The sequence below is a fragment of the Lysobacter sp. Root604 genome, assembly GCF_001427505.1.
Lineage (GTDB): Bacteria > Pseudomonadota > Gammaproteobacteria > Xanthomonadales > Xanthomonadaceae > Lysobacter.
This window is the reverse complement of sequence record NZ_LMGS01000009.1, coordinates 490358-514335: the sequence shown is the minus strand read 5'-3', so window position 1 is coordinate 514335 and position 23978 is coordinate 490358. Positions and strand designations below refer to the sequence as shown.

Genomic DNA, 23978 nt, shown 5'->3' with positions numbered 1-23978 from the left:
CACCCCGCCCCGCAACCGTCATCCCCGCGCGCTATCCTCTTCGCATGGCGGACTTCCACCCATGACCAGCCTGCTGCGCCTGCTCACCGGCCAGTCGCGTCCGGTCGCGCGCAGCGTCGAGCGCGAAACGATCACCGTCGTGCTCGACGACGGCCGCAGCGTCGAACTGTTGCGCGTGCGCGATCCGCGCGCGCGCCGACTCAAGCTCAGCGTCGACGAACGCGGCGCGCGCCTGACCTTGCCGATGCGGGCCAGCGATCGCGCCGGCGAGCGCTTCGTGCGCGAGCACGGCGCCTGGCTGGCCGCGCAGTTGGACAGCACCCGCAGCGAGCACGCCGCGCTGCAGCCGCATGTGGATGCGCAACTGCCGCTGCGCGGCGAGCTGCGGCCGCTGCGCTGGAGCGTCGGCCGCTACCTGCGCATCGCCGAGGACGCCGACGGCGCCATCGCCATCGTCGCGCCCGAGGCGGTCGCACCGGCCGCGCTGCGCCGCGCGCTACGCGATTTCTACGAAGCCCAGGCCCGCGCCGACATCGGCCGCTGGCTGCCGAAATACCTGCAGGGCCTGCCGCGCGCGCCCGCGCGCATCCGCCTGCGGGTGATGTCCTCGCAATGGGGCTCGCTGTCGCCCGACGGCGCGTTGTCGCTGGACCTGGCGCTGGTGCTGGCGCCGCCGGCCGCGTTCGAATACGTGCTGGTGCACGAGCTGTGCCACCTGATCCATGCCGACCACTCGCGCGCATTCTGGCGCGAAGTCGAAGCGCGCTGTCCGCGCTGGCGCGACCAGCGCGAGTATTTTCGCGCCGAGGGCCGTCCCCTGAAAGCGGCGTTGAACGCGCTGTGCGGCAAGACCTGACCGCCCCGGCGCTGGGGTAGGAGCGGCGTAAGCCGCGATCGGAAGCTCGCGTAGCTTCGGACCGGATCGCGGGCCGCCGAAATCGCGGCTCACGCCGCTCCCACAGGAAGCAGGTCGCGCCTTAGAAGCGCGCTGTGCGGCAAGGCTGAAGCGCCGTGCTCTGGGGGTAGGAGCGGCGTAAGCCGCGACCGCGCAGCTGCGGCCACGACGCAGGTCGCGGCTCGCGCTGCGCCCATTCCATATCGCGAAGCCTCGCTCTCTGTGGGAGCGGCGTAAGCCGCGATCGGTAGCTTGCGTCGCTTCGAACTGGGTCGCGGGCGGCCGAAATCGCGGCTCACGCCGCTCCCACAGGAAGCAGGCCGCGCCTTAAAGCGGCCGGGTCAGGAAATCGCCGATCGCGGCGGCGACCGCGGCGGGGTCTTCCATGTGCAGATGATGCCCGCCGGGCACGGCCACGCTTTCGCCGTGACGCAGCAGCGCGATGCGCGCGTTGCGCAGCTCGGCATTGAAGTACTGGAACGCGGGCTCGACGTAGATCACCCGCGTCGGGCACGCGATGGACGCGATCACGTCGCCGACCTGGGCTTCGGTCATGCGCACCGCGGTGGCCAGGGTCAGGCGCGGATCGCTGCGCCAGACGTAGCCGCCGGCCGCATCGTCGGCGTAGCGGCCGGCCGGCACCGGCGCGATGCCGCGCTCCACCAGCAGCCGCGCCACCGGTTCGCTGAGGCCGTTGGCCTGCATGCGCGCGCGCACCGCGGTGGCGATGTCGCCGAATACCCGCAGCTGCTTGCCCGACAGCGCGGCCTGATCGGCGAAAGCCTCGCGCAGACGCGCGGCGGTGCGGGTTTCGGCTTCGGACAAGCCGCCCAGGGCCTCGATCAGTTGCAGGCGCTCGATCCGTCGCGGCGCCGCGGCGGCCATCAGGCTGGCGGTCGCGCCGCCCATCGAATGACCGAGCAGGGCGAAACGGTCCCAGCCCAGCGCGTCGGCGACCGCGAACGCGGCACGCGCGGCGGCGATCAGGGTGTATTCGGCGGCCGGCGGCAGGTGCGCGCTGACGCCGTGCCCGGGCAGATCCGGCGCGACCAGGTCGAAACCGGCCAGATGCGGCGCCAGCGGCACGAAACTGGCCGCATTGTCGAGCCAACCGTGCAGGGCGAGCAGGCGCGGCGCACCGTGCACGTTGTTGCGCAAGCCGCCGAGGCGGCCGAACGGCGTGTCGACGACGAACTCGCGCAGCGCCGGCGCGGCCGGATTGCCGTCGCCGCTCACGTCCAGCGCTCCAACTGCTCGCGCGCGATCGTCGCCAGCGCGGCCGCATGCGCGGGGCTGTCGTTGAGGCAGGGGATGTAGCGCAGCTCGCCGCCGCGACGGGCGAACTCCTCGGCCAGCATCATCGCCACCTCTTCCAGCGTCTCCAGGCAGTCCACCGCGAAACCCGGCGCGACCACGTCGACGCGGCGCACGCCGCGCGCGGCCAGCGCTTCCAATGTGGTGGTGGTGGCCGGCTCCAGCCAGCGCTCGCGCCCGAAGCGCGACTGGTAGCTCAGGGTCCAGGCGTCGTCGGCCAGGCCCAGCGCCTGCGCGATCGCGCGCGCGCTGGCCTCGCATTGCTGCGGATAGGGATCGCCCTGGTCGGCCAGACGCTGGGGCAGGCCGTGGAAGGAGAACAGCAGGTGCTCGCCGGCGCCTTTGGCCTCGCGGTGGGCGCGCACCGAGTCGGCCACCGCGGCGACCCAATCGGGGCTGCGGTAGTAGTCCTCGACCATGCGCGTGGTCGGGCCTTCGCCGCGCGCGATCACGTCGGCTACCGAGGCCGAGGTCGAAGTCGAGTACTGCGGATACAGCGGCAGCACCAGCAGCCGGCGCACGCCGTCGGCGCGCAGCTGCTGCAGGCTGCGGCGCAGCGAGGGCTCGCCGTAGCGCATCGCATCGAGCACGCGCGCTTGCGGCAGTTCGCGCTGCAGCGCGCGCGCCAGGCGGCGGGTGTACACGGCCAGCGGCGAACCGCCGTCCTCGCCGGGGATCCAGATGCTGGCGTACTTGTGCGCGACCCGCGACGAGCGCAGCGGCAGGATCGCGAAGTGCAGCAAGGGGCACCACAGCCAGCGAGTCAGGCTGACCACGCGGCGGTCGTGCAGGAACTCGGCCAGATAACGGCGCACCGCGGCCGCGGTCGGCGCCTGCGGCGTACCGAGATTGACCAGCAGCACGGCGGTGTCGGGCGCGGCTCCGGAAACGGAGTCGGCGTGGGTGTCGGAGGTCGCGGGGGCGATGCTGGCGTCGGCGGGCATGCCTATAGGATGACAGCACCGGCGCGGCCGGGCAGCATGCGCGGGTCGCGTCGCCCGCTGGCGACGGTTCCGTGGCGATTCATCGCCGCGTCACTAGCCTGAACCCTGGCGCGCTCGCGCGGTCGAACGCTGCGTCCGTCCGCCTTCCCCGCATTCCCCCGCCGGAGTCCGTCCATGTCCCGTCCGTCGCGTCTCGCCGTCCTCGTGCTCAGCCTGAGCTTCGCCGCATCCGCCGTCGCCGGCCCCGATGAGGACGCCCGTGCGCGCAACGCGGTACGCGTGCTCGGCGACATCCAGCAGATTCCGGAGTCGGCGATTCCCGACAAGCTGTTCGACGAGGCGCGCGCGATAGTCGTAGTGCCCGACACGCTCAAGATCGGCCTGGTGGTGGGCGGCCGCCGCGGCCATGGTCTGGTCTCGGTCAAGAATCCCGACGGCACCTGGTCCAACCCCAGCTTCGTCAAGCTCACCGGCGGCAGCGTCGGCTTCCAGGCCGGCGTGCAGTCCTCCGACATCGTGCTGGTGTTCCGCGGCGAGCGCGGCCTGGATTCGATCGTCAACGGCAAGGTCACCCTGGGCGCCGATGCCGGCGTCGCCGCCGGCCCGGTCGGGCGCAGCGCCGCGGCCGCCACCGACGGCCAGCTCAAGGCCGAAATCTGGTCCTGGTCGCGCGCGCGCGGCCTGTTCGCGGGCGTGGCGCTGGACGGCGCGGTGCTGCAGATCGACGACCAGGCCAATCAGGTCGTGTACGGCAACGGCACCACCCCGCGCATGATCTTCGAAGGCCGTTCGGCGCAGGCGCCGTCGGAGGCGGTGGTCGATTTCCGCGACCGCCTGGAGGAAGCCAGCGCGACCGCGCGCGCCAACCGTCAGGAAGAACCGCGCCCGGCCACCGGCGCCACCGTCTATCCCTCGACCCCGGCCGCCGCCGCACCGGCTGCGCCCGTGGCCCAGCCCGCTGCGCCGACCGAACCGGTCAACGATCCCAACCAGCCCAAGGTCGAGCCGCTGCCCTAAGCGCCGCGGCGGCCCATTCAGGCCCACCATGCCTGCGGTCACGGGTTCCGTAACAAGGCTTGCGGTATCCTCAGCGTCCCAACTCTGGCGGAATCACACATGGGCGGTTTGAGTCTTTGGCACTGGCTGATCGTGCTGGTGATCGTGGTGCTGGTGTTCGGCACCAAGCGCCTGAAGAACGTGGGCCAGGACCTCGGCGAAGCGGTGAAGGGCTTCAAGAAGGGCGTGCAGGACGAAGACAAGCCGGCCGCACAGCTCCCCGACGAAACCCGGCGCGACGACGCCAACGCGCAGACGCGCAACGACGAACAAACCCCGCGCTGATACGCCTTTAGCGTTCCCCACGGCGGTCTCAAGGGCGTTCCCGGCGCGCGGTCATGTTCGACATCGGCTTTTCCGAAATCTTCGTCATCGCGGTCGTGGCCCTGCTGGTGCTCGGCCCCGAGCGACTGCCCAAGGCCGCGCGCTTCGCCGGTCTGTGGGTGCGGCGCGCGCGCGCGCAGTGGTATTCGGTGAAGTCCGAGCTGGAAAACGAGTTGGCCGACGAGGAACTGCGCCGCAGCCTGCGCCAGACCCAGGCCGATCTGCGCGAGGCCCAGGAAAGCCTGCGCAACCAGATCCACGACAGCCGCGACACCGTCCAGCGCGAATTGCGTGACGCCGAACGCAGCGTCGACGCCTTGAACGACGCCCCGGCCTCCACGCCGACCGCCGAGCCGACCGCGCTCCCCGCCGCCTCCACCGCATCGGTCCAAGACGATGAGCGACGCTGACCCGCGCGCCGCCGCGTCGGCCGAGGACGAGGCCGCCGCCGAACCGCGCCTGCTCGATCATCTGATCGAACTGCGCGCGCGCCTGCTGCGCGCGGTGGTCGGCCTGCTGATCGTGTTCCTGGCGCTGATGCCGTTCGCCTCGGAGATCTTCTCCGCGCTGGCCGGCCCGCTGCTGGGCAAGCTGCCGGCGTCGGGCAAGCTGATCGCCGCCGATCCGGCCGGCGGCTTCTTCGTCCCGGTCAAGCTGGCGTTCTTCACCGCGCTGTTCGCGACCGTGCCCTGGCTGCTCTACCAGGCCTGGGCCTTCGTCGCGCCCGGCCTGTACAAGCGCGAGAAGCGCCTGGCCCTGCCCTTGCTGGCCTCGGCGGTGACGCTGTTCTACGCCGGCTGCGCCTTCGCCTATTTCCTGGTGCTGCCGGCGGTGTTCGGCTTCCTGGTCAAGTTCACCCCGTCCGTGGTCGCGATGACGCCGGACATCGGCAAGTACCTGGACTTCGTGCTGGTGATCTTCCTGGCCTTCGGCGCCAGCTTCGAGCTGCCGGTGGCGCTGGTGATCCTAGTCCTGCTGGGCTGGGTCACGCCGCAGCAGTTGCGCGAGGCGCGCGGCTACGCGGTGGTCGGCATCTTCGTGATCGCCGCCGTGATCACCCCGCCGGACGTGGTCTCGCAGCTGATGCTGGCGATCCCGATGTGCGTGCTCTACGAGCTGGGCATCGTCGCCGCCAGCTGGATCAAACCGCGCGAAGCCGCCGAGAGTTGATCCCGCCGTAAGGCTTTGGGGTAGGAGCGGCGTGAGCCGCGACCGCGCCACCACCACCCGCCCGCAATCGCCACACTCGGCAAAGCCGCGCGCCCGTACGGCCTTCCCGCGTCACCGGCGAGACGCTGCGATGCAGGCACGCCGCTGACGCGATTGCTGCAATGCACAATAATGCGATACCCATCACTCCCTTGGACCCGTCATGCCCGACTCCGGCATCCCGACGTCGCCCACGCTGTCGCCGCGCCAGATCGGACTGATCCTGTTCGCCCTGGCGATGGGCGGCTTCGCCATCGGCACCAGCGAGTTCGTGGTGATGGGCCTGATGCCCGACATCGCGCGCGGCCTGGCGGTGACCGAGCCGCAGGTCGGCCATGTGATCAGCGCCTATGCGCTGGGCGTGGTGGTGGGCGCGCCGCTGCTGGCGATCCTGGGCGCGCGCCTGCGCAGACGTTCGCTGCTGCTGGCGCTGATGGCGTTCTACGCGCTGGGCAACGTCGCCAGCGCGTTGGCGCCGAACTATCCGACCATGCTGCTGTTCCGTTTCATCGCCGGCCTGCCGCACGGCGCCTATTTCGGCGTCGCGGCGCTGGTGGCCGCGGCGATCAGCCCGCCCGAGCAGCGCGGCGTCGCGGTCAGCCGGCCGTTGCTGGGTCTGGCGATCGCGCTGCTGATCGGCAACCCCTTCGCGACCTGGCTGGGCCAGGCGCTGGATTGGCGCTACGCCTTCGGTCTGGTCACCGCGATCGCGGTGCTGACCGTGGTGCTGGTCGCGCGCCTGCTGCCGCCGGATCCGGCCGAGCCGCGCCAGGACCCGATCCGCGAACTGCGCGACTTCAATCGCGCGCCGGTGTGGCTGACCCTGGGCATAGGCGCGATCGGTTTCGCCGGCATGTTCTGCGTGTTCGGTTACTTGGCCCCGACCCTGATCCACGTCACCGGCGTGCCCGAGTCGTGGACGCCGTTCGCGCTGATCGCGTTCGGCATCGGCGGCATCCTGGGCAATCTCGCCGGCGGCTGGCTGTTCGACCGCCTGCAGTTCCGCGCCGCGGCGGCGGTGCTGCTGTGGTCGACGCTGGTGTTGCTGCTGTTCCCGATCGCTTCGCAATCGATGTGGACCATCCTGCCGGCGGTGATCGCGGTCGGCACCATGGGCGCGCTGGCACCGGTGCTGCAGGCCCATCTGATGGACGTGGCGGCCGACGCCCAGACCCTGGCCGCGGCATCCAACCACTCCGCCTTCAACGCCGCCAACGCGCTCGGCCCGTGGCTGGGCGGCATGGCGATCACGGCCGGCTACGGTTGGACCTCGACCGGCTACATCGGCGCCGCGACCGCGGTGGCGGGCCTGCTGATCTATCTGTGGGCGCGCCGCGATCTGCGGCGCGCGGCGCCGTTGGAGTCGCCGGCGTGTTGATATTCGGTCGCGACGCGGCCGCTTAGCCGCGCCTCGGATGCCAGGATCGGGGCGTTGGCGGCCCGGCCTCAGGCTTCGATATGGCCGTCGCTGCCGGTGCCGGCCGACGCCGCCGGCAGCGGCGCTTCGCCGAGCAGACCGCGCCAGGCGTAATACACCACACCGCCCATCAGCGGCAGCATCACCGACATCAGCAGCAGCTGAGCGACGAACATCGCCGGCATCTGTCCGATCGCCAGCGCCAGCACGTACATCAGCAGATTGCAGGCCAGGCTCATCGCGAACACAGCGATGAACAGCAGCAGGGTCATCATCAGCAGCGCGCCGAGGTTGCGCATGCAGGCGCGGAAGCTGACCGCCATCGCTGCGAACGCGCCGCGCTCGGTGAACATCACGTCGGGGATCGCGAGGAAAGTGAACAAGCCCGCGACCAGGCCGACCACCAGCGCGACCAACAGCCAGCCCATCATCCGGCCCGCCGGCAGCTTCTGGGCGAGCTCGGGGTCGGGGTTGGTCTTCATCTGCTCCATCACTTGCGCGATGTGTTCCAGCTGCGCCGGACCGATCATCACCACCAGCAGCACCACCAGCACGGCCAGCGCGATCAGCTGCGGCAGCAGCATCGCCAGCAGACGGCCGCCACGGCCTTCGCGCAGACCTTGCAGCAGGTGACCCGGCGCGGCGCTGCGGCCCTGGTCGACCTCGCGCGCAGCGTAGATCACGCCGCCGAACAGGATCGGGCCCAGCACCGCCAGCACCAGGCTCATCCAGACCTGGCCGGTGAACGAGGCTAGCGCCGACAGCCCGCCCCAAATCAGGCCGAGTATGCTCAGTGCCACTGGCGCCTTGCGCAGCAGGGCGAAACCGCCGAGCACCCATTCCGCTCCGGCCGAGAGCGGTACCTTGCGAATCTGCGTCATTCCGATCTGTTCCCCGGCCCTAGGGCCTGTAGTTACCGCATGCGTTCGTATCGCCGGGACCGCTTCAGCGGCCGTGCAAGCCGCGCGCGTGATGCACGAACCGGCGCAGCACGCGGCGCGCGTGCGGCGTGGCGGTGATGTTGCCGGCGATGGTCTTCGGGCAATGCCCTTCGCGCTGCAGCGCGACTTTGCGCGCCTGCACATAGCCGCGCATGTGGGTGGCGCTGAATTCGGGATGGAACTGCACGCCCCAGGCGCGATCGCCCCAGCGGAAGGCGTGGCAGGCGTCGTGCGGCGAGCGCGCCAGTACGGTCGCGCCGTCGGGCGCGCGCAGCACGGTCTGCAGATGCGTGGCCTGGGCCTCGAAACGCGCGGGCAGGCCGCCGAACAGCGGATCCTCGCTGGCCTGCGCATGCAGCTCCAGCGCGATCGTGCCCATCTCGCGGCCCTGCGGGTGATCGCCGACCTCGCCGCCCAGCGCATGCGCGAGCAGCTGGTGGCCGTAGCAGATGCCCAGCAACGGCATGCCCGCGTGCGCGGCCTCGCGCAGCCAGGCCGCGCTGCGTTCGCTCCACTCGGCGCGGTCGGTGACCATGGCGCCGGAGCCGGTGACGATGGTGCCGGCGAAGCCCTCGCGCGTGGGCAGCGGCTCGCCGGCCTCGACGTTGACCGTCACCGCCTGGTCGCGCTCCAGACCCGCGGCCACGCGGATCCAATGCGGAAAGCCGCGGTGGCGGCGCATCGTGGCGACCGGCTGACCGGTCTCGAGGATCAAGAAGGGGGCGCTGTTCATTCCTGCGGGGGCAATACCGATACGACTTCGGGAATTGTAGTCAATCCCAAGGCCACCTTTTCGGCCGCGGCCACTCGCAGCGAGCGCACGCCCTCGGCGGCGGCGGCGCGGTTGAAGGCGGCCAGGTCCAGGTCGGGCCGGATCATCCGGCGCAGGGCGGGCGTGATCGGCAGCAGTTCGTACAGGCCGACCCGGCCCAGATAGCCGGTGCGGCGGCATTCCAGGCAGCCGACCGGGCCCTGGGCGCCGGCGCCGGAGGGCGGCGCCTGGCCGATGCCCAGCAGGGTCTGCCATTCGGCCTCGCCCAGGGGGCTGGGGCGCTTGCAGTGCGGGCACAGGGTGCGCACCAGGCGCTGCGCGAGCACGCCGTTGAGCGTGGACGCGACCAGGTAATGCGGCACGCCCAGGTCGAGCAGGCGGGTGATCGCCGAGGCGGCGTCGTTGGTGTGCAGGGTCGACAGCACCAGGTGGCCGGTCAGCGCGGCCTGCACCGCCATCTGCGCGGTCTCCAGGTCGCGGATCTCGCCGATCATGATGATGTCGGGATCCTGGCGCAGCAGGGTGCGCACGCCGCTGGCGAAGTCCAGGTCGATCGACGGCTGGACCTGCATCTGGTTGAACTCGGGCGCGATCATTTCGATCGGGTCCTCGACGCTGCACACGTTCACGTCCGGCGTCGCCAGCTGCTTGAGCGTGGAGTACAGGGTGGTGGTCTTGCCCGAGCCGGTCGGCCCGGTGACCAGCACGATGCCGTGCGGGCGCTGCACCAAGTCGTTCCAGCCGGCCGATTCCTGGGCGCTGAAACCCAGTTGATCGATCGACTTGAGCGCGGTGTCGGGATCGAACAAACGCGCCACGCACTTCTCGCCGAACGCGGTGGGCATGGTCGACAAACGCATTTCGACCTCGCGCCCGCCCGGCGAACGCGTCTTGATGCGGCCGTCCTGCGGGCGCCGGCGCTCGGCCAGGTCCATGCGCCCCAGCACCTTGATGCGGCTGACCACCGCGTTCATCACCGGCGGCGGCATCTCGAACACCTTGTGCATCACGCCGTCGATGCGGAAACGCACCCGGCCGATGTCGCGGCGCGGTTCCAGATGGATGTCGGACGCGCGCTGCTCGTTGGCGTACTGCAGCAGCCAGTCGACGATATGGACGATGTGGTGGTCGTCGGCGCCGACCTCGCCGACCCGGCCCAGCTCGACCAGCTGCTCGAAGCTGGGCATGCCGGTGCTTTGTTCGCGATTGCCGTCGCGGGCGCCGCGCACCGAGCGCGTCACCCCGAAGAACTCCATGGTGTAGCGATGCAGGTCCAGCGGATTGACCACCGCCAGCTCGATCTCGCGCCGGGTCAGGTGGCGCACGTCGGGCAGCCAGTCCAGGTCGTTGGGCTCGCTGGTCGCGATCAGCACGCGGTCGGCGCTCACCGCCAGCGGCAGAATCCGGTGCCGGCGCGCATAGGCGTGCGAGACCACCGCGGTCGCGGCCGGCACGTCCACGCGGGTCGGGTCGATGCGCAGGTAGCGCAGGCCGGTGACCTGGGCCAGCCACTCGCTCAAGCGCTCCAGGCCCAGATCGGTGCCCGGGGTCTGGCCGGAGGCGAGTTTGAGGTTGGCGATCAGCACCAGCGGGTGCACGTCGCTGGCGTGGCGGGCGCCGGCCGGCAGTTGCACGCGCTTGACGTCGTCCGGGCCGATCAGGCCGTCCTCGGCCAGGGCCGCGGCCACCCGCTCCAGGCTCAACCGGCCCGGCGGCAGACGCGGCGCGCCGCGACCGGGCGCGGCCGTGGATTCGGAACCTTGCCGATATTCCACCGGGTACCGCTCCTGCCTGCTCAGACATCATGGGGGCGGCCGCTATACTAGCGCGCCCCGTGCAGGGCACTCTTTGAACATGTCTGCGAAATCGCCAGCGACAGGGACGAACGCACCCACGTTCCAGCAGCTCATCCAGCGCCTGAATGCCTATTGGGCCGATCGGGGCTGCGTGCTGATCCAGCCTCTCGACCTGGAAGTCGGTGCCGGCACCTTCCATCCGGCCACGTTCCTGCGCGCGCTGGGCCCGGAGCCGTGGAATGCGGCCTACGTGCAGCCCTGCCGCCGTCCCACCGACGGCCGCTACGGCGAAAACCCCAACCGCCTGCAGCGCTACTACCAGTACCAGGTGGCGATGAAGCCCAGCCCCGACAACATCGTCGAGCTGTACTTCGATTCGCTCAAGGCGTTGGGCGTGGATCCGCTGGTGCACGACCTGCGCCTGGTCGAGGATAACTGGGAATCGCCGACGCTGGGCGCCTGGGGCCTGGGCTGGGAAGTCTGGCTCAACGGTATGGAAGTGACCCAGTTCACGTATTTCCAGCAGGCCGGCGGCCTGGAGTGCCGCCCGGTGCTGGGCGAGATCACCTACGGTCTCGAGCGCCTGTGCATGTACCTGCAGAACGTCGACAACGTGTTCGACCTAGTCTGGACCTATGGCCCGGATGGCACGCCGGTGACCTACCGCGACGTCTACCACCAGAACGAAGTCGAGCAGAGCGCCTACAACTTCGAGCATGCCGATGTGGAGGAGCTGTTCCACCGCTTCGACGCCTGCGAGCGCGAAGCGATCAAGCTGATCGAACTCGGCCTGCCGCTGCCGGCCTACGACCAGGTCTGCAAAGCCAGCCATTCCTTCAACCTGCTCGATGCGCGCCGCGCGATCAGCGTGACCGAGCGCCAGCGCTACATCCTGCGCGTGCGCCGCATCGCCCAGGGCGTGGCCGAGGCCTATCACGCGCAACGCGAAAAGCTGGGTTTCCCCGGCTTGAAGCGCGGCGATGCGCAGGAGGCCGCGTGATGTCCAACGCCACCTCCCTGCAGCCGCTGCTGATCGAACTGGGCACCGAGGAACTGCCGGTCAAGGCCCTGCCCGGCCTGGCCCAAGCCTTCTTCGACGGCGTGATCGACGGCCTGGCCAAGCGCGGCATCGCCTTCGACCGCAACGGCGCCAAGCCGCTGTACACGCCGCGTCGCCTGGCCGTGCTGCTGCCCGGCGTCGCCGTCGAGCAGCCCGAGCAGAAGTCGGAAGTACTGGGCCCGTATCTCAACATCGCGCTCGACGCCGACGGCCAGCCGACCAAGGCCCTGCAGGGCTTCGCCGCCAAGGCCGGCATCGACTGGACCCAGCTGGAGAAGACCAGCGACAACAAGGGCGAGCGTTTCGTCCACCGCGCGATCAAGCCCGGCGCGCAGACCCGCGACCTGCTGCAGGACGTGATCCGCGATGCGCTCGCGGCCATGCCGATTCCCAAGCCGATGCGCTGGGGCGATCACGACTACGGTTTCGCGCGCCCCGCCCATTGGCTGGTGGTGCTGCTGGGTAAGGACGTGGTCGAGGCCGAAGTGCTGGGCGTGCGCAGCGACCGCATGAGCCGCGGCCACCGCTTCATGCACGACAAGCCGGTGTGGTTCAGCACCGCGACCGATTACGTCGAGTCCTTGCGCGGCGCCAAGGTATTGGTCGATCCGGACGAGCGCCGCGAGCGCATCGTGCTGGAAGTCCAGAACGCCGCCCGCGTCGGCGGCGGCAGCGCGCGCATCGACGATGGCATCCTGGAGGAGGTCAACGGCCTGACCGAATGGCCCAAGGCGATCGCCTGCGGCTTCGAGGCCGAGTTCCTGGCGGTGCCGCAGGAAGCGCTGATCGCGACCATGGAAGCGAACCAGAAGTTCTTCCCGGTGCTGGATGCCGGCGGCAAGCTCAGCGAGCGCTTCGTCGGCATCGCCAACATCGAAAGCCGCGACGAGTCGGAAGTGCGCAAGGGCTACGAGCGGGTGATCCGTCCACGCTTCGCCGACGCCAAGTTCTTCTTCGTCGAGGACATGAAGCAAGGCCTGGGCTCGATGAACGAGGGCCTGAAAACGGTCAAGTACCAGGACAAGCTGGGCACCGTCGCCGACAAGGTCGCGCGCGTGGCCGCGCTGGCCGAAGCGGTGGCCGAGGCCGCGGGCGTCGATCCCGCGCTCGCGCGCCGCGCGGCGGAACTGTCCAAGGCCGACCTGCAGTCGCGCCTGGTCAACGAGTTCCCGGAACTGCAGGGCATCGCCGGCCGCTACTACGCCGCGGTCGAGAACGAGCCGCTGGAACTGGCCGCCGCGCTCGACGAAGCCTACATGCCGCGCTTCGCCGGCGACGCGATCGCGCCGTCCAAGCTGGGCCAGGTGCTGGCGATCGCCGAGCGTCTGGACACCCTGGCCGGCGGCTTCGCCGCGGGCCTGAAACCGACCGGCAACAAGGACCCGTTCGCGCTGCGGCGTAATGCCTTGGCGCTGGCGCGCACCCTGATCGAGGGCGTCCTCGATCTGGACCTGCTGCGCTCGCTGGACAGCGGCCACAACGGCGCCACCGAGGCGATCGCGCGCAACGAACTGCTGAGCAAGGACGATGGCAAGCGTAGCGGGGCGCCCAAGAGCGACGCCCGCAGCGCCGCCGAGCAGATCGCCGAGCTGCAGGACTTCGTCTACGACCGCCTGCGCGGCTACTACGCCGACAAGGGCGTGCCCGCGCAGCAGTTCGAAGCGGTGTCGGCGCTGCGTCTGGGGTCGCTGGTCGATCTCGACCGTCGCCTCAAGGCCATCGCCGAGTTCGCCAAGCTGCCCGAGGCCGAAGCCCTGGCCGCGGCCAACAAGCGCATCCGCAACATCCTCAAGAAGGTCGAAGGCGAACTGCCGACCGCGATCGATCCGGCGCTGTTCGCCGAGAACGCCGAGCGCGAGCTGGCCGAGGCGGTGGATGCCGCCGTCGCCGACACCGATCCGCTGCTCGCGCAGCGCGACTACGTCGCCGTGCTCGGCCGCCTCGCGCGCCTGCGCCCGCAAGTGGACGCGTTCTTCGATGGCGTGATGGTCAACGTCGACGACCCGGCCGTGCGCAACAACCGCCTGGCCCTGCTCAAGCGTTTGTCGGACCGCCTTGGCAGCGTCGCGGCGATCGAGCATTTGTCGATCTGATCCGCGACTCGTCCGAGTCGCGCTCTTGATGCGAGCCCTTTGATAAAAGGGCAAGTGAATCTGCTGCCCCCTTGGAAAAAGGGGGCGGCGGGCGCGCAGCGCACGCGGGGGATTCGCTGTTGCTGTTGCTCTCACGCTTAGAAGCAAATCCCCCCTAGCCCCCCTTTTCCAAAGAGGGGAAGCAAATGCAAAGGGGTGTGGGCGTGCATTCGATGCGCCTGCACATTGCATCACGCGCGCTTAACACGATGCTCGGCCGCCACGCGCGCGCAAGCAATGCCCGTCTTCGTTGGTTATCCTGCCCGCATGCCCCCGTTCCCCCGCCTCGCCCTCGCCGCCGCCCTGACCCTTGGTGCCGCCGGCGTGGCCCAGGCCGCCACCGTGACGTCGGTGGAAATACGCGGGCTGGACGAGCCCATGACGATCAACGTGCGCACCTCGTTGTCGCTGGTGGACGCGATCGGCAAGGACCTGTCGGGCCGGCGTCTGGGCTATCTGTTGCGCGAGGCCGAGAACGAGACCCGCGAAGCGCTGGAGCCGTTCGGCTATTACTCGCCCACCATCCAGGTCGAGGACACCCGCAGCGGCGGCAGCGCACGCGGTCCGGGCGCGACGCCCGCCACCGGCGCCGACGCGCCCACGAATGCCGAGGCCGCCGCCAACGCCGAACCGAGCCCCGCCGACTCCGCCGTCGCCACGCCCAGTGAAGCTATCGCGCGCGCTGAGCGTGCCAACGCGAACAGGCCGGCCACGCCCGACCCCAACGATCCCAACGCGCCGGCGCCGCGCTCCAACGCCAAGGTCGTCGTGGTTATCACGGTGGACAAGGGCGAACCGGTACGCGTGCGCCGCTCCGACGTGGCCATCCTCGGCGCCGGCAGCGAGGACCGTTACCTCAAGGAAGACCTGGCCGCGTTCAAGCCCGACGTCGGCGAGGTGTTCAATCACGCGATCTACGAGGCGGCCAAGACCAAGATCACCCGCCGCCTGGCCGAGCGCGGTTATTTCGATGCCGACTTCACCTCGCGCCGGGTCGAGGTCACGCGCGCCGAGCGCGCCGCCGATGTCGACCTGGTCTGGAGCAGCGGCGATCGCTACGACATGGGCCCGATCACGTTCGAGCAGACGCCCAAGCGCATCATCCGCGACAGCCTGCTCGACAAGCTGGTGTACTGGGAACAGGGCAGCTACTACCACCAGGGCAAGCTCGATCGCTTCCGCGAATCGCTGGCGCGGCTGGATTATTTCGCCAGCATCGACATCGAGCCGCAGCCGGAAAACGCCGTCGACGGCGAAGTGCCGGTCAAGGTCACCCTGACCCCGGCCAAGCGCAGCATCTACACCGCCGGCCTGAGCTTCGGCACCGACAGCGGCGCCGGCGTGCGCATGGGCGTGGAGCGCCGCTACGTCAACGATCGCGGCCACAAGGCGCTGGCTCAGGTCGACTGGGCCGAGAAGCGCAAGACCGCGACTCTGCAGTACCGCATTCCGGCGTTCACCTGGCTGGACGGCTGGTACACCTTCAGCGCCCAGCTCGCCGACGAACAGACCGACTACATCGACTCGCGCCGCATCGAGATCGTCGCCAGCCGCAGCGGCCAGATCGACCGCCACTGGAACGCGACCGCGTCCGTGCACGTGCTGCGCGAGCGCTGGGCCTACGCGATCGACGACGACGACGACGCCAGCACCCCGGTCGACTATCGCAGCGCCACTTTCACCTATCCCTCGCTGCGCGCCGAATACGTCAACGCCGACGACCGCATCTATCCGCGCAATGCCTTCGGTGCGACCGTGATGCTGCGCGGCGGCGTCGAGGGCGCCGGTTCCGACGCCAGCTTCGCCCAGGCCCATGCCAGCGCGCGCTGGTACCGCGGCATGGGCGCGCGCAGCCGTCTGATCGCGCGCGGCGAGCTCGGCCACACCTTCACCGACGCCCTGATCGACATGCCGCCCAGCCTGCGTTTCTTCGCCGGCGGCGATCGCAGCATCCGCGGCTATGCCTGGCGCGAAGTCGGCCCGCGCATTCCGGGCAACGACGGCAAGCAGTACGCCCTGGGCGCGAAGAACGTCGCCACCGGCAGCCTGGAGTTCGAGCAGTACTTCAACGACAGCTGGGGCGCGGCGGTGTTCGTGGACAGCGGCAGCGCGTTCGACGGCACGCCCGACTGGCGCACCGGCGTCGGCGTCGGCCTGCGCTGGCGTTCGCCGGTGGGGCCGCTGCGCGTGGACATCGCGCGCGGCATCAACGATCCGGATTCGGGTTTCCAGCTCTACCTCAACATCGGCGCCGATCTCTGACGCGCCGCGCGATCCACGCCCCAGGACAGACCGCACACGGACATGAGCGACACGCCTAAGACCGCCGCAGAACTGCTCGCCGAGCGCCGTCAGCGCCGACGCGCGGCCGCGCGCCGTTGGGCCTGGCGCAGCAGCTTCGTCGCCGGCGCGCTGACCCTGCTGATCGCGTTCGCCGCGTATTGGCTGCTGGCCACGGTCGGCGGCCGCGATGTGCTGTTGAACCAGATCAAGACGCGCCTGCCCGCCAACGCCACCTTCACCTGGCGCGATGCCGACGGCCCGGCCTCCGGCCCGCTGACCTTGCGCGGCGTGCATTTCAGCTACGAAGGCATCGACTTCCGCGCCGAGCGCGTCTACGTCGATACCGCGATCCGTCCGCTGCTGGGCCGCAAGTTGCGGCTGGATGCGCTGCAGGTCGAGGACGCCAGCTTGGACCTGCCCAAGAGCAAGGAGCCCTTCAAGTTCCCGAGCTGGCCCGACGTGCTGCCCGACATCGCGCCGCCCTTGTCGCTGCAGGCCGACGACGTGCGCGTGGACCGCATGAAGGTCAGTCAGGCCGGCGAGCCCATCATCGACGTCCGCCGCCTGCGCGGCGGCCTGGATGCGCAGAGCGGCCAGCTCAAGGTCGAGAAACTCGCGATCGACAGCGACCGCGCGCGCATCACCCTGCACGGCGAGTACTCACCGCGCAACGACTACCGCACGGACCTGGTCGCCACCGCGGTGCTGCCGGCGCGCGCCGGGCGCACGCCGCCGCGCCTGGGCCTGGTCGCCAAGGGCGATCTGTCGCGCATGAACGTCGCCATCTCCGGTTACGCGCCCGGCCCGGTGCGCGCCACCGCGACCCTGCGCGGCAAGGACGATCCGCGCTGGCAGCTGCGCGCCAAGGCCGACGCGCTCGATATCGGCTTGCTGCTGTCGCCGGATGCCGAACCCAGCGACACGCCGCTGGCGGCGCAGTTCGACATGCACGGCGTCGGCGGCACGGCCGAGCTCAGCGGCCGCTTCGCGCAAGGCGATCTGCGCGCCGAGATCCTGCCGTCCAAGGTCAAGCTGGAAGAACAGGTGCTGGACGTGCAGCCGCTGGCGCTGCGTATCTTCGACGGCACCGCGACCCTGCGCGGCCATGCCGACTTCACCGATGCCGAGAACGGCCGCTTCAAGTTCGCGGTCAACGCGCGCGGCCTGCGCTGGGGCGGCAACGCACCCGCGCCCAGCGCGAAGACGCCGGTCACGCCCGCCGCCGCGGCCACGCCGGCGATCGTCGCCGACGCCGACCTGGGTTTCGCCGGCACGGTTCAGGCCTGGGCCGCGATCGGCAACGCGCGCATCGAACGCGACAAGCAGGTCGCGACGGTGCGCTTCGACGGCCGCGGCAACGACCAGCGCATGACGCTCAACGCCTTGCAGGCGCAGATGCCGACCGGCCGCCTCGACGGCAAGGGCGACGTGGCCTGGGCGCCCAAGCTGGGCTGGAACTTCGACGCCACCCTGGCCGGCTTCGATCCGGGTTATTTCGCGCCCGAGTGGAAGGGCGCGGTCAACGGCAAGCTGGTCACGCGCGGCGACACCCGCGCCGACGGCGGGCTGGAGATCGCGGTCGACGCCAGCCAACTCGGCGGCCGCCTGCGCGATCGCCCGCTGCAGGGCCGCGGCCGTTTCCTCATGCACGGCGCCGCCACCGGCAAGAGCGACGACGCCTTTGAAGGCGAGGTCGCGCTGTCGCTGGGCGGCAGCCGCATCGACGCCAAGGGCAAGCTCGCGCAAACCCTGGACGTGGACGCCAAGTTCTCGCCGCTGCAACTCAACGACCTGCTGCCCGACACCGCCGGCAGCCTGCGCGGCACGCTCAAGCTCAGCGGCGCGCGCACCGCGCCCAATATCGACGCCGACCTCAGCGGCAGCGGCCTGAAGTACGGCGACTACCGCGCCGAGACCCTGCTGGCCAAGGGCAGGCTGCCCTGGACCGGTCGCGGCGGCGCGATCGAAGTGCGCGCCAGCGGCTTGGACGTGGGCCTGCCGATGGACAGCGTCGCGATCGACGCGCGCGGCGCGGTCGAATCGCTGCAGTTGCAGGGCAACGCGCGCGGCGAGATCGGCACGCTCGAACTGTCCGGCCACGCCGACAAGCGCGGCGCGACCTGGCAGGGCGCGCTGGCGACCCTGCAACTGGCGCCCAGCAAGGGCGCGTCCTGGCGCTTGCAGCAGGCCGCGCAATTCCGCTGGGACGGCAAGAACGGCGCGCTCAGCAACGCCTGCCTGGCCTCCAGCGGCGGCGGTTCGCTGTGCGCCAACGCCGACTGGCCGCGGCGCGGGCTGGACGTCAAAGGTCAGGGCCTGCCGCTGACGCTGGCCCAGCCCTATCTGCCCGAGCGCGCCGACAAGCGGCCGTGGGTGCTGCGCGGCGAGATCGCGATCGACGGCGAACTGCGCCCGGTCGGCAACGCCTGGCGCGGCCAGGCCACGGTGACCTCGGCCGGCGGCGGCATGAAGTTCAGCGAACGCGCGCGCCGCGAGCCGGTGCGCTACAGCAACCTCAGCCTGCGCGCGAGCTTCGACCCGCGCCGCATCGAAGCCGACCTGGACGCGGTGGTCAACGACGACGGTCGTCTCGACGCGCGCATCGCCACCGGTTGGGACGCGTACTCGCCGCTGGAAGGCGACATCGCGCTCAACACCGACGAGCTGACCTGGGTGGAACTGTTCTCGCCCGACATCGTCGAGCCCAAGGGCAAGCTCGACGGCCGCATCGGCCTGAGCGGCACCCGCGATGCGCCGCGCCTGAGCGGACAGGCGCGCCTGAGCGAGTTCAGCACCGAGTTGCCGGCGCTGGCGATCGCGTTGCAGGACGGCGACGTGCGCCTGGACGCGCAGCCCGACGGCACTGCGCGCATCGTCGGCAACGTGCGTTCGGGCGAAGGCACGCTCAACATCGACGGCAGCCTGGGCTGGCAGGGCGACGACACACCGCTGGTGCTGAACCTGCGCGGCAAGAACGTGCTGATGTCGGACACGCGCGATCTGCGCGCGGTGGCCGACCCCAACCTGACCGTGCGCTATGCCGCCAAGCAACCGCTGCAGGTGACCGGCACGGTTGCGATTCCGTCGGCGCGCATCGACCTGGAGCGCCTGGATCAGGGCGTGTCGGCCTCCCCCGACGTGGTCGTGCTCGATCCCGTGGACCCCGAAGACACCGGCGACTCGCCGCTGGATCTGGACCTGACCCTGGCGCTGGGCGACGACGTCAAGCTCAACGGCTTCGGCCTGGACGGCAGCCTGCAAGGCCAGATGCGCGTGCGCGCGCGGCCCGGCCGCGAGATGACCGCGAGCGGGCGCCTGGATGTCGATGGACGCTACAGCGCTTATGGACAGAAGCTGCAGATCACCCGCGGCCATCTGGCCTGGTCGAACGGCCCGGTATCCGATCCCATCCTCGACGTGCGCGCCGAACGCGAAGTCGGCGAAGTCACCGCAGGCGTCGACATCTCCGGCCGCGCCAGCGCGCCGCAGGTCAACGTGTGGTCCAACCCGGCCAGCTCGCAGTCCGAAGCGCTGGCCTACCTCGCGCTGGGCCGCCCGCTGTCCAGCGCCAGCGGCGACGAGAGCCGCCAGCTCAACGCCGCCAGCGCCGCGCTCTCGGCCGGCGGCAGCTTGCTGGCCTCGCAGCTGGGCGCCAAGATCGGCCTGGACGACGCCGGCGTGATGGAAAGCCGCGCGCTCGGTGGTTCGGTGCTGGGCGTGGGCAAGTATTTGTCGCCGCGCTTGTACGTGGGCTACGGCGTGTCCCTGCTCGGCACCGGCCAGGTGCTCACGCTGAAATACCTGCTGCGCAAGGGCTTCGATATCGAGATCGAATCCAGCACGATCGAGAACCGCGCTTCGATCAACTGGCGCAAGGAAAAGTAAGCCGCACGCCAGGAAACTTTCGTTTCGGCGCGACGAAGGATTCGTCGCGCTTCGCGCCGAACCTGCTTGCGCTCGATTCGCGAACTGCATCACAGCCAAACAGTGGCAGCGACCGCCGCTGCCATCGCTTTGCATGCCCGCAGGGCCCAAGATTTGCGCGCGGCGCAACGGCCGCCCTTCAGCCGATCCGGGACCCCATGCGCACTCATCGACTCGCCGCCGCTTTGACGGCCACGCTATGCCTGATCGCCTGCACGCCCGGGGCGCAACAGGAGGGTGCTAGCTCAGGGGAAACGGCCGCGACGGGCGCCGCTGCGGCCACAGGCATGTCGATGGCGACGCCCAACGCGCCGCAAGCGGTGGCCTTCGCCACGCCCCTGGAGATCGTGCAGCTGCATCTGGCGCAGACCCACGTCATGCCCGAGGCGGGCCTGCAATGGAGTCTGGCCAACGCCAAGGAAGAACTGCATGCGATCGGCAATCGCGAAGCGCTGGTGCTGGTCAAGCTGGCGGCGGACAACGCCGTCAATCCGAGGATCGAAGCCTGGCGCGGCGGCCAGCAGCTGGGCTCGATCGCGCTGAGCGGCGCGACGCCGCCGACCGAAGCCGCGGGCCCCGCCCACCCCTACGGCGCGCTTAGCGCCACGCTGCCGGCGTCCTGGCTGGCGCCGGGCCTGCAATTGCGCGCGAGCGCCGACAATTACAGCGCCGGCGGGTTCCGCTCGCCGTCGATCGGCGCCGACAGCCCGGTCACCCTGCGCGTGCTGCCCTTCTACCTGTTCGGCGCCAACGAACTCAATTCGATCCCGCTCAGCACCACCGCGGTGCCCAATGCGGCCACGGTCGACGAGCTCTACGCCAAGTGGCCGGTCGCCAGCGTGGTCGCGCAGAACCATCCCGCGCGGCTCGCGCAATGGCCGATCCTGGTGGTCGGGCCCGCCGGCGGCCGGCCGGCCTACGTCGCCCACAACACCAACGAGGAACAAGCCGGTTACGAGTTGATGGGCGCGGTGCTCGACGTGCTGGGCGGCCTGCTCGACGCCAACGGCGAAGGCAATGGTCCGGTGCAGTACTACGCGCCCTTGATCATGTTCGACGCCAACCGCGTGTACCGCAGCCCCGGCGGCGGCCTGGGCACGGTCGGCGGCGATACCGGCGTCGGTGATCACAACTACCGCGGGATCTTCGTGCACGAGCAGGGCCACGCCATGGGCCTGCCGCATCAGGACGACGGCTACAAGGGCGGCCGCTATCCGTATCTGGCCGGCAGCCTCAACGGATCGGTCTGGGGTTACGACAGCACGCGCAAGCAGTTCCTGGCGCCGTTCGTGCCGACCACCGCGTCGCGCTACAGCACCTGCCGCGGCGATACCTTCGCCGGCACGCCGCGCCAGCTCGACGCCCAGGGGCGCTGCATCAAGCAAGACCCGATGCAGAGCGGCTCCGGAGACGAGGCGGCCGGCTATCGCTTCGCCACCTTCTCCGACTACAGCACCGCCATGATGCAACGGCATTTCGAAGGCGTCGCCCGCAACGACGACCAGGGCCGGCGCGTGTACGACGGCGGCAGCATCGTCGCCGATGCCGCCTTCCCCGGCGGTTACAAGCGTTGGGATAGCCTGGACCGGCGTTGGGTCAACGTCGACCGGACCACCACCGACAAGGGTCTGTACGGCCTGGACGGCGGGCTGCCTCTGCGGCGCGACGTGCCAGTGCACGCCATCGCGATCTCCTACAGCCTGGCCGGCACGCCCCAGGTCTCGCAGATCTATCCGGTGCTGAGCCACCGCGGCAACCTGCTGCGTACGATCGACCCCACCGATGCGGCGCAACGCGCCAGCATCGTGCCCAACACCGGGCCGGTGCCCTGGTATTGCCACGCCAGCGGCTGCGACTACAGCCTGCGTCTGACTTACGTCGACGGCAGCGTGCGTCACGTATTGCTGCAAGGCGGCTTTCGCTCCTGGTGGGGTCCGATGACAGCGCCGCCCGCGAACGCGAGCGATCCCAAAAACGGCGCGAGCTTCCGCACCTGGGCGATCAATGTTCCCGGCGAGGTGATGCTGCGCAAGATCGAGCTGCTGGATACGCCGCGCGCCTGGGAAGGCCTGCCGGCCAACCCGGCCGTACTTGCCACCCGCGAGCACATCGAATTGGGCGACACGCCGCACGCCACCGGCGGCGTACCGGCCGCGCCAGGTGTGCCCGTCGCGATGCGCGCGCAAACCGCAGGCGTGCGCGGCGCCGAAGGCGTATGCACCGAACTGGCGACGATCGCCGCACCGCGTTCGGCATTGCCGGCGCCGCTGTGCGCCAGCGCGCGGCCGGACGGGGCCGCTCCGCCGCAGCCGCCTCGGTTCGATATGCGCCAGACCCTGCCTCGCATGCTGCGGCGCTGATCTCGCGCGGCGTGGCGGTGGCGTCTTCGCTCATCGAAGCCTGCTCGAATCGATGGCAGAGCCGGCGCCCGGTTGGGCGCGATGAAACTCGGCTGCTAAAGGCTCACGACTGGCGCGCGGTCAGGCGGGCGCTATGGCGCGCCTGAAGAATTCGTCGAGTTGCTCGCCATGGCCGCGGCCGGGCGTCAGCGTCGGCGGCGACTGTTCCATACGCCGCAACTGGGCTTCGATGAATTCGCTGATCTCGGGCACGCGCGGTCCATCCTCGACTTCCTTGGCGCTGCGCTTCTTAACCAGCAAAGCATCGATCGCGATGCGCAGCGGTCCATCGGGCAACAGGCGGTCGAGTAGCCGCTCGAAGGCCATCGGCGGCGGACCGGAAGCTTGTTCGATCCACAGGCAGGCCAATATCGGCCGCAGCACATACAAGTACTTCTTGGTCCGTACTCGCTCGCCACGCAGGTAGCCACGGAAGTTGCCGCGCGCCATGCGGTGGTAGTGGTGCCAGGTGGCAATGGGCGAATAGTTGCGGTCCACCAGTTCGCGCAGTCCGGCGACCAAGCGTTCGTCCTGCCGATAGACGACAGGCGAGCGCAGCCACTCCAGCAAGGTCGGATTCGACTTCGACAGCAAGCGCAGCGCCTTGCGCAGGTCCCAGCCGCTGACGTCAAGCTCGTCGTCGATCGGCAGTTCGATCACGTCGCGCTGCGGCTCGCCCGGCCCGGTGCGCTCGTTGACGCTGAGGTACCAGTCGCGCCGGTGCACATAGACGAAGCGCGCGTCGTAGTCGCTGTCGGGCGAAGAGAAGCCCCAGCCGCGGCTGCCGGACTCGCAGGCGAACACGATGCGCACATCGTGATCTCGCTCGATTCCGTCCAGGGCGGCCAGCACCGCCGCGCGTTGCTCCGGCGCGATCGGATGGATGTCGGAATCGGGGACGTCGGTCATCGAATTGCGGGCCGCCTGCACTGGCATCAAGCTTAGCCCAGCGGCGACACTGCCGGCATCGGCCAAATACTTCGAGGACCGCAACGCGTGACCACCGTGATCGAAACGCAACGCCTGACGCTGGACGAACTGGCGCCGCCGGATGCGGACTTCATCGTCGAACTGCTCAACGACCCGGCCTTCCTGGCCAACATCGGCGATCGCGGCGTACGCGATCACGCCGACGCCTTGCGCTACATCGCCAACGGCCCGGCCGCCAGCTACGCCAAGCACGGCTTCGGTTTGTGGCTGGTGCGCGACAAGGCCAGCGGCGAACGTCTAGGCTTGAGCGGGCTGTTGCAGCGCGACACCCTGCCCGATGCGGACATCGGCTACGCCTTCCTGCCGCAGTACCGCGGCCAGGGTTACGCGGTCGAGGCCTGCACGGCGGTGATCGCGCATGCGCGCGAACCTTTGCGACTGCCGCGCGTGCTGGCCATCGTCTCGCCCGGCAACGAAGCCTCCACCCGCGTGCTGGAGAAGATCGGCCTGCGCTACCAGCGCCGGATGCGGCTGAGCGAAGACGCCGAAGAACTGCTGCTGTACTCCACCGAGGCCTGAGCG

Annotated in this window: 17 protein-coding genes and 1 pseudogene; 12 read left to right on the top strand and 6 right to left on the bottom strand. The window is 70.0% G+C overall.

Features of this window, described 5'->3' with window-relative positions:
* Positions 1-61: 61 nt before the first annotated feature.
* A complete protein-coding gene (locus tag ASD69_RS10640; RefSeq protein WP_056177632.1) occupies positions 62-856 on the top strand; it encodes a SprT family zinc-dependent metalloprotease in 795 nt (264 codons plus the stop codon).
* 366 nt (positions 857-1222) lie between these two features.
* Here ASD69_RS10640 and ASD69_RS10635 read toward each other — a convergent pair whose 3' ends face one another.
* Together ASD69_RS10635 and hemH are read right to left on the bottom strand one after the other, a co-directional pair.
* Positions 1223-2098, bottom strand: a complete 876-nt coding sequence (locus ASD69_RS10635) for an alpha/beta hydrolase (protein ID WP_056179805.1) — start codon at positions 2096-2098, stop codon at positions 1223-1225.
* Positions 2099-2127: 29 nt separating this feature from the next.
* Complete coding sequence (gene hemH, locus ASD69_RS10630) at positions 2128-3153, bottom strand: ferrochelatase (protein ID WP_082576423.1); 1026 nt, start codon at positions 3151-3153, stop codon at positions 2128-2130.
* 174 nt (positions 3154-3327) lie between these two features.
* On the opposite strand from hemH, the gene ASD69_RS10625 reads away from it, so the two are divergent.
* From ASD69_RS10625 to ASD69_RS10605, 5 genes and pseudogenes are all read left to right on the top strand, one after another.
* Entirely contained in the window at positions 3328-4170 is an 843-nt protein-coding gene (locus ASD69_RS10625; RefSeq protein WP_082576422.1) for a lipid-binding SYLF domain-containing protein, read from the top strand.
* Between the two features lie 99 nt (positions 4171-4269).
* Positions 4270-4494 (top strand): Sec-independent protein translocase subunit TatA, encoded by a 225-nt coding sequence (gene tatA, locus ASD69_RS10620; RefSeq protein ID WP_056177630.1) that lies wholly within the window; start codon positions 4270-4272, stop codon positions 4492-4494.
* Positions 4495-4547: 53 nt separating this feature from the next.
* Positions 4548-4784, top strand: a pseudogene (gene tatB, locus ASD69_RS22695) (Sec-independent protein translocase protein TatB); the annotation flags it as partial.
* A gap of 145 nt (positions 4785-4929) precedes the next feature.
* A complete protein-coding gene (gene tatC, locus ASD69_RS10610) occupies positions 4930-5703 on the top strand; it encodes a twin-arginine translocase subunit TatC (RefSeq protein ID WP_056177626.1) in 774 nt (257 codons plus the stop codon).
* Positions 5704-5905: 202 nt separating this feature from the next.
* Entirely contained in the window at positions 5906-7120 is a 1215-nt protein-coding gene (locus tag ASD69_RS10605; RefSeq protein WP_056177624.1) for an MFS transporter, read from the top strand.
* 68 nt (positions 7121-7188) lie between these two features.
* Here ASD69_RS10605 and ASD69_RS10600 read toward each other — a convergent pair whose 3' ends face one another.
* The 3 genes from ASD69_RS10600 to ASD69_RS10590 form a co-directional block, all read right to left on the bottom strand.
* Positions 7189-8040, bottom strand: coding sequence for a BPSS1780 family membrane protein (locus tag ASD69_RS10600; protein WP_056177622.1), 852 nt, complete (start codon positions 8038-8040; stop codon positions 7189-7191).
* A gap of 64 nt (positions 8041-8104) precedes the next feature.
* Positions 8105-8833 (bottom strand): glutamine amidotransferase, encoded by a 729-nt coding sequence (locus ASD69_RS10595; protein WP_056177620.1) that lies wholly within the window; start codon positions 8831-8833, stop codon positions 8105-8107.
* Entirely contained in the window at positions 8830-10647 is a 1818-nt protein-coding gene (locus ASD69_RS10590; RefSeq protein WP_056177619.1) for a GspE/PulE family protein, read from the bottom strand. The genes ASD69_RS10595 and ASD69_RS10590 overlap by 4 nt, the downstream gene beginning before the upstream one ends.
* Positions 10648-10726: 79 nt before the next feature.
* Between ASD69_RS10590 and glyQ the strand changes: the two genes are divergently transcribed.
* The 5 genes from glyQ (at position 10727) to ASD69_RS10565 (ending at position 22427) form a co-directional block, all read left to right on the top strand.
* Complete coding sequence (glyQ, locus tag ASD69_RS10585; RefSeq protein WP_056177617.1) at positions 10727-11668, top strand: glycine--tRNA ligase subunit alpha; 942 nt, start codon at positions 10727-10729, stop codon at positions 11666-11668.
* Positions 11668-13821, top strand: a complete 2154-nt coding sequence (gene glyS, locus ASD69_RS10580) for a glycine--tRNA ligase subunit beta (protein WP_056177615.1) — start codon at positions 11668-11670, stop codon at positions 13819-13821. The genes glyQ and glyS overlap by 1 nt, the downstream gene beginning before the upstream one ends.
* A 306-nt stretch (positions 13822-14127) precedes the next feature.
* Positions 14128-16122, top strand: coding sequence for an outer membrane protein assembly factor (locus ASD69_RS10575; protein ID WP_056177614.1), 1995 nt, complete (start codon positions 14128-14130; stop codon positions 16120-16122).
* Between the two features lie 42 nt (positions 16123-16164).
* Positions 16165-20028 (top strand): translocation/assembly module TamB domain-containing protein, encoded by a 3864-nt coding sequence (locus ASD69_RS10570; RefSeq protein WP_056177612.1) that lies wholly within the window; start codon positions 16165-16167, stop codon positions 20026-20028.
* 332 nt (positions 20029-20360) lie between these two features.
* Entirely contained in the window at positions 20361-22427 is a 2067-nt protein-coding gene (locus ASD69_RS10565; protein WP_082576518.1) for a M66 family metalloprotease, read from the top strand.
* 120 nt (positions 22428-22547) lie between these two features.
* On the opposite strand, the gene ASD69_RS10560 is transcribed toward ASD69_RS10565, so the two are convergent.
* On the bottom strand, positions 22548-23375 hold the full coding sequence (locus ASD69_RS10560) for a nucleotidyltransferase domain-containing protein (RefSeq protein ID WP_056179799.1): 828 nt from the start codon (positions 23373-23375) through the stop codon (positions 22548-22550).
* Positions 23376-23462: 87 nt separating this feature from the next.
* On the opposite strand from ASD69_RS10560, the gene ASD69_RS10555 reads away from it, so the two are divergent.
* Complete coding sequence (locus ASD69_RS10555) at positions 23463-23975, top strand: GNAT family N-acetyltransferase (protein ID WP_200943981.1); 513 nt, start codon at positions 23463-23465, stop codon at positions 23973-23975.
* Positions 23976-23978 lie beyond the last annotated feature (3 nt).

Coding starts and splice junctions, on each gene's coding strand:
- tatA (WP_056177630.1), top strand. CDS start 4,270: ATGGGCGGTTTGAGTCTTTGGCACTGGCTGATCGTGCTGGTGATCGTG.
- glyS (WP_056177615.1), top strand. CDS start 11,668: ATGTCCAACGCCACCTCCCTGCAGCCGCTGCTGATCGAACTGGGCACC.
- ASD69_RS10575 (WP_056177614.1), top strand. CDS start 14,128: ATGCCCCCGTTCCCCCGCCTCGCCCTCGCCGCCGCCCTGACCCTTGGT.
- glyQ (WP_056177617.1), top strand. CDS start 10,727: ATGTCTGCGAAATCGCCAGCGACAGGGACGAACGCACCCACGTTCCAG.
- ASD69_RS10570 (WP_056177612.1), top strand. CDS start 16,165: ATGAGCGACACGCCTAAGACCGCCGCAGAACTGCTCGCCGAGCGCCGT.
- ASD69_RS10595 (WP_056177620.1), bottom strand. CDS start 8,833: ATGAACAGCGCCCCCTTCTTGATCCTCGAGACCGGTCAGCCGGTCGCC.
- ASD69_RS10565 (WP_082576518.1), top strand. CDS start 20,361: ATGGCGACGCCCAACGCGCCGCAAGCGGTGGCCTTCGCCACGCCCCTG.
- tatC (WP_056177626.1), top strand. CDS start 4,930: ATGAGCGACGCTGACCCGCGCGCCGCCGCGTCGGCCGAGGACGAGGCC.
- ASD69_RS10640 (WP_056177632.1), top strand. CDS start 62: ATGACCAGCCTGCTGCGCCTGCTCACCGGCCAGTCGCGTCCGGTCGCG.
- ASD69_RS10625 (WP_082576422.1), top strand. CDS start 3,328: ATGTCCCGTCCGTCGCGTCTCGCCGTCCTCGTGCTCAGCCTGAGCTTC.
- ASD69_RS10600 (WP_056177622.1), bottom strand. CDS start 8,040: ATGACGCAGATTCGCAAGGTACCGCTCTCGGCCGGAGCGGAATGGGTG.
- ASD69_RS10605 (WP_056177624.1), top strand. CDS start 5,906: ATGCCCGACTCCGGCATCCCGACGTCGCCCACGCTGTCGCCGCGCCAG.
- ASD69_RS10560 (WP_056179799.1), bottom strand. CDS start 23,375: ATGACCGACGTCCCCGATTCCGACATCCATCCGATCGCGCCGGAGCAA.
- hemH (WP_082576423.1), bottom strand. CDS start 3,153: ATGCCCGCCGACGCCAGCATCGCCCCCGCGACCTCCGACACCCACGCC.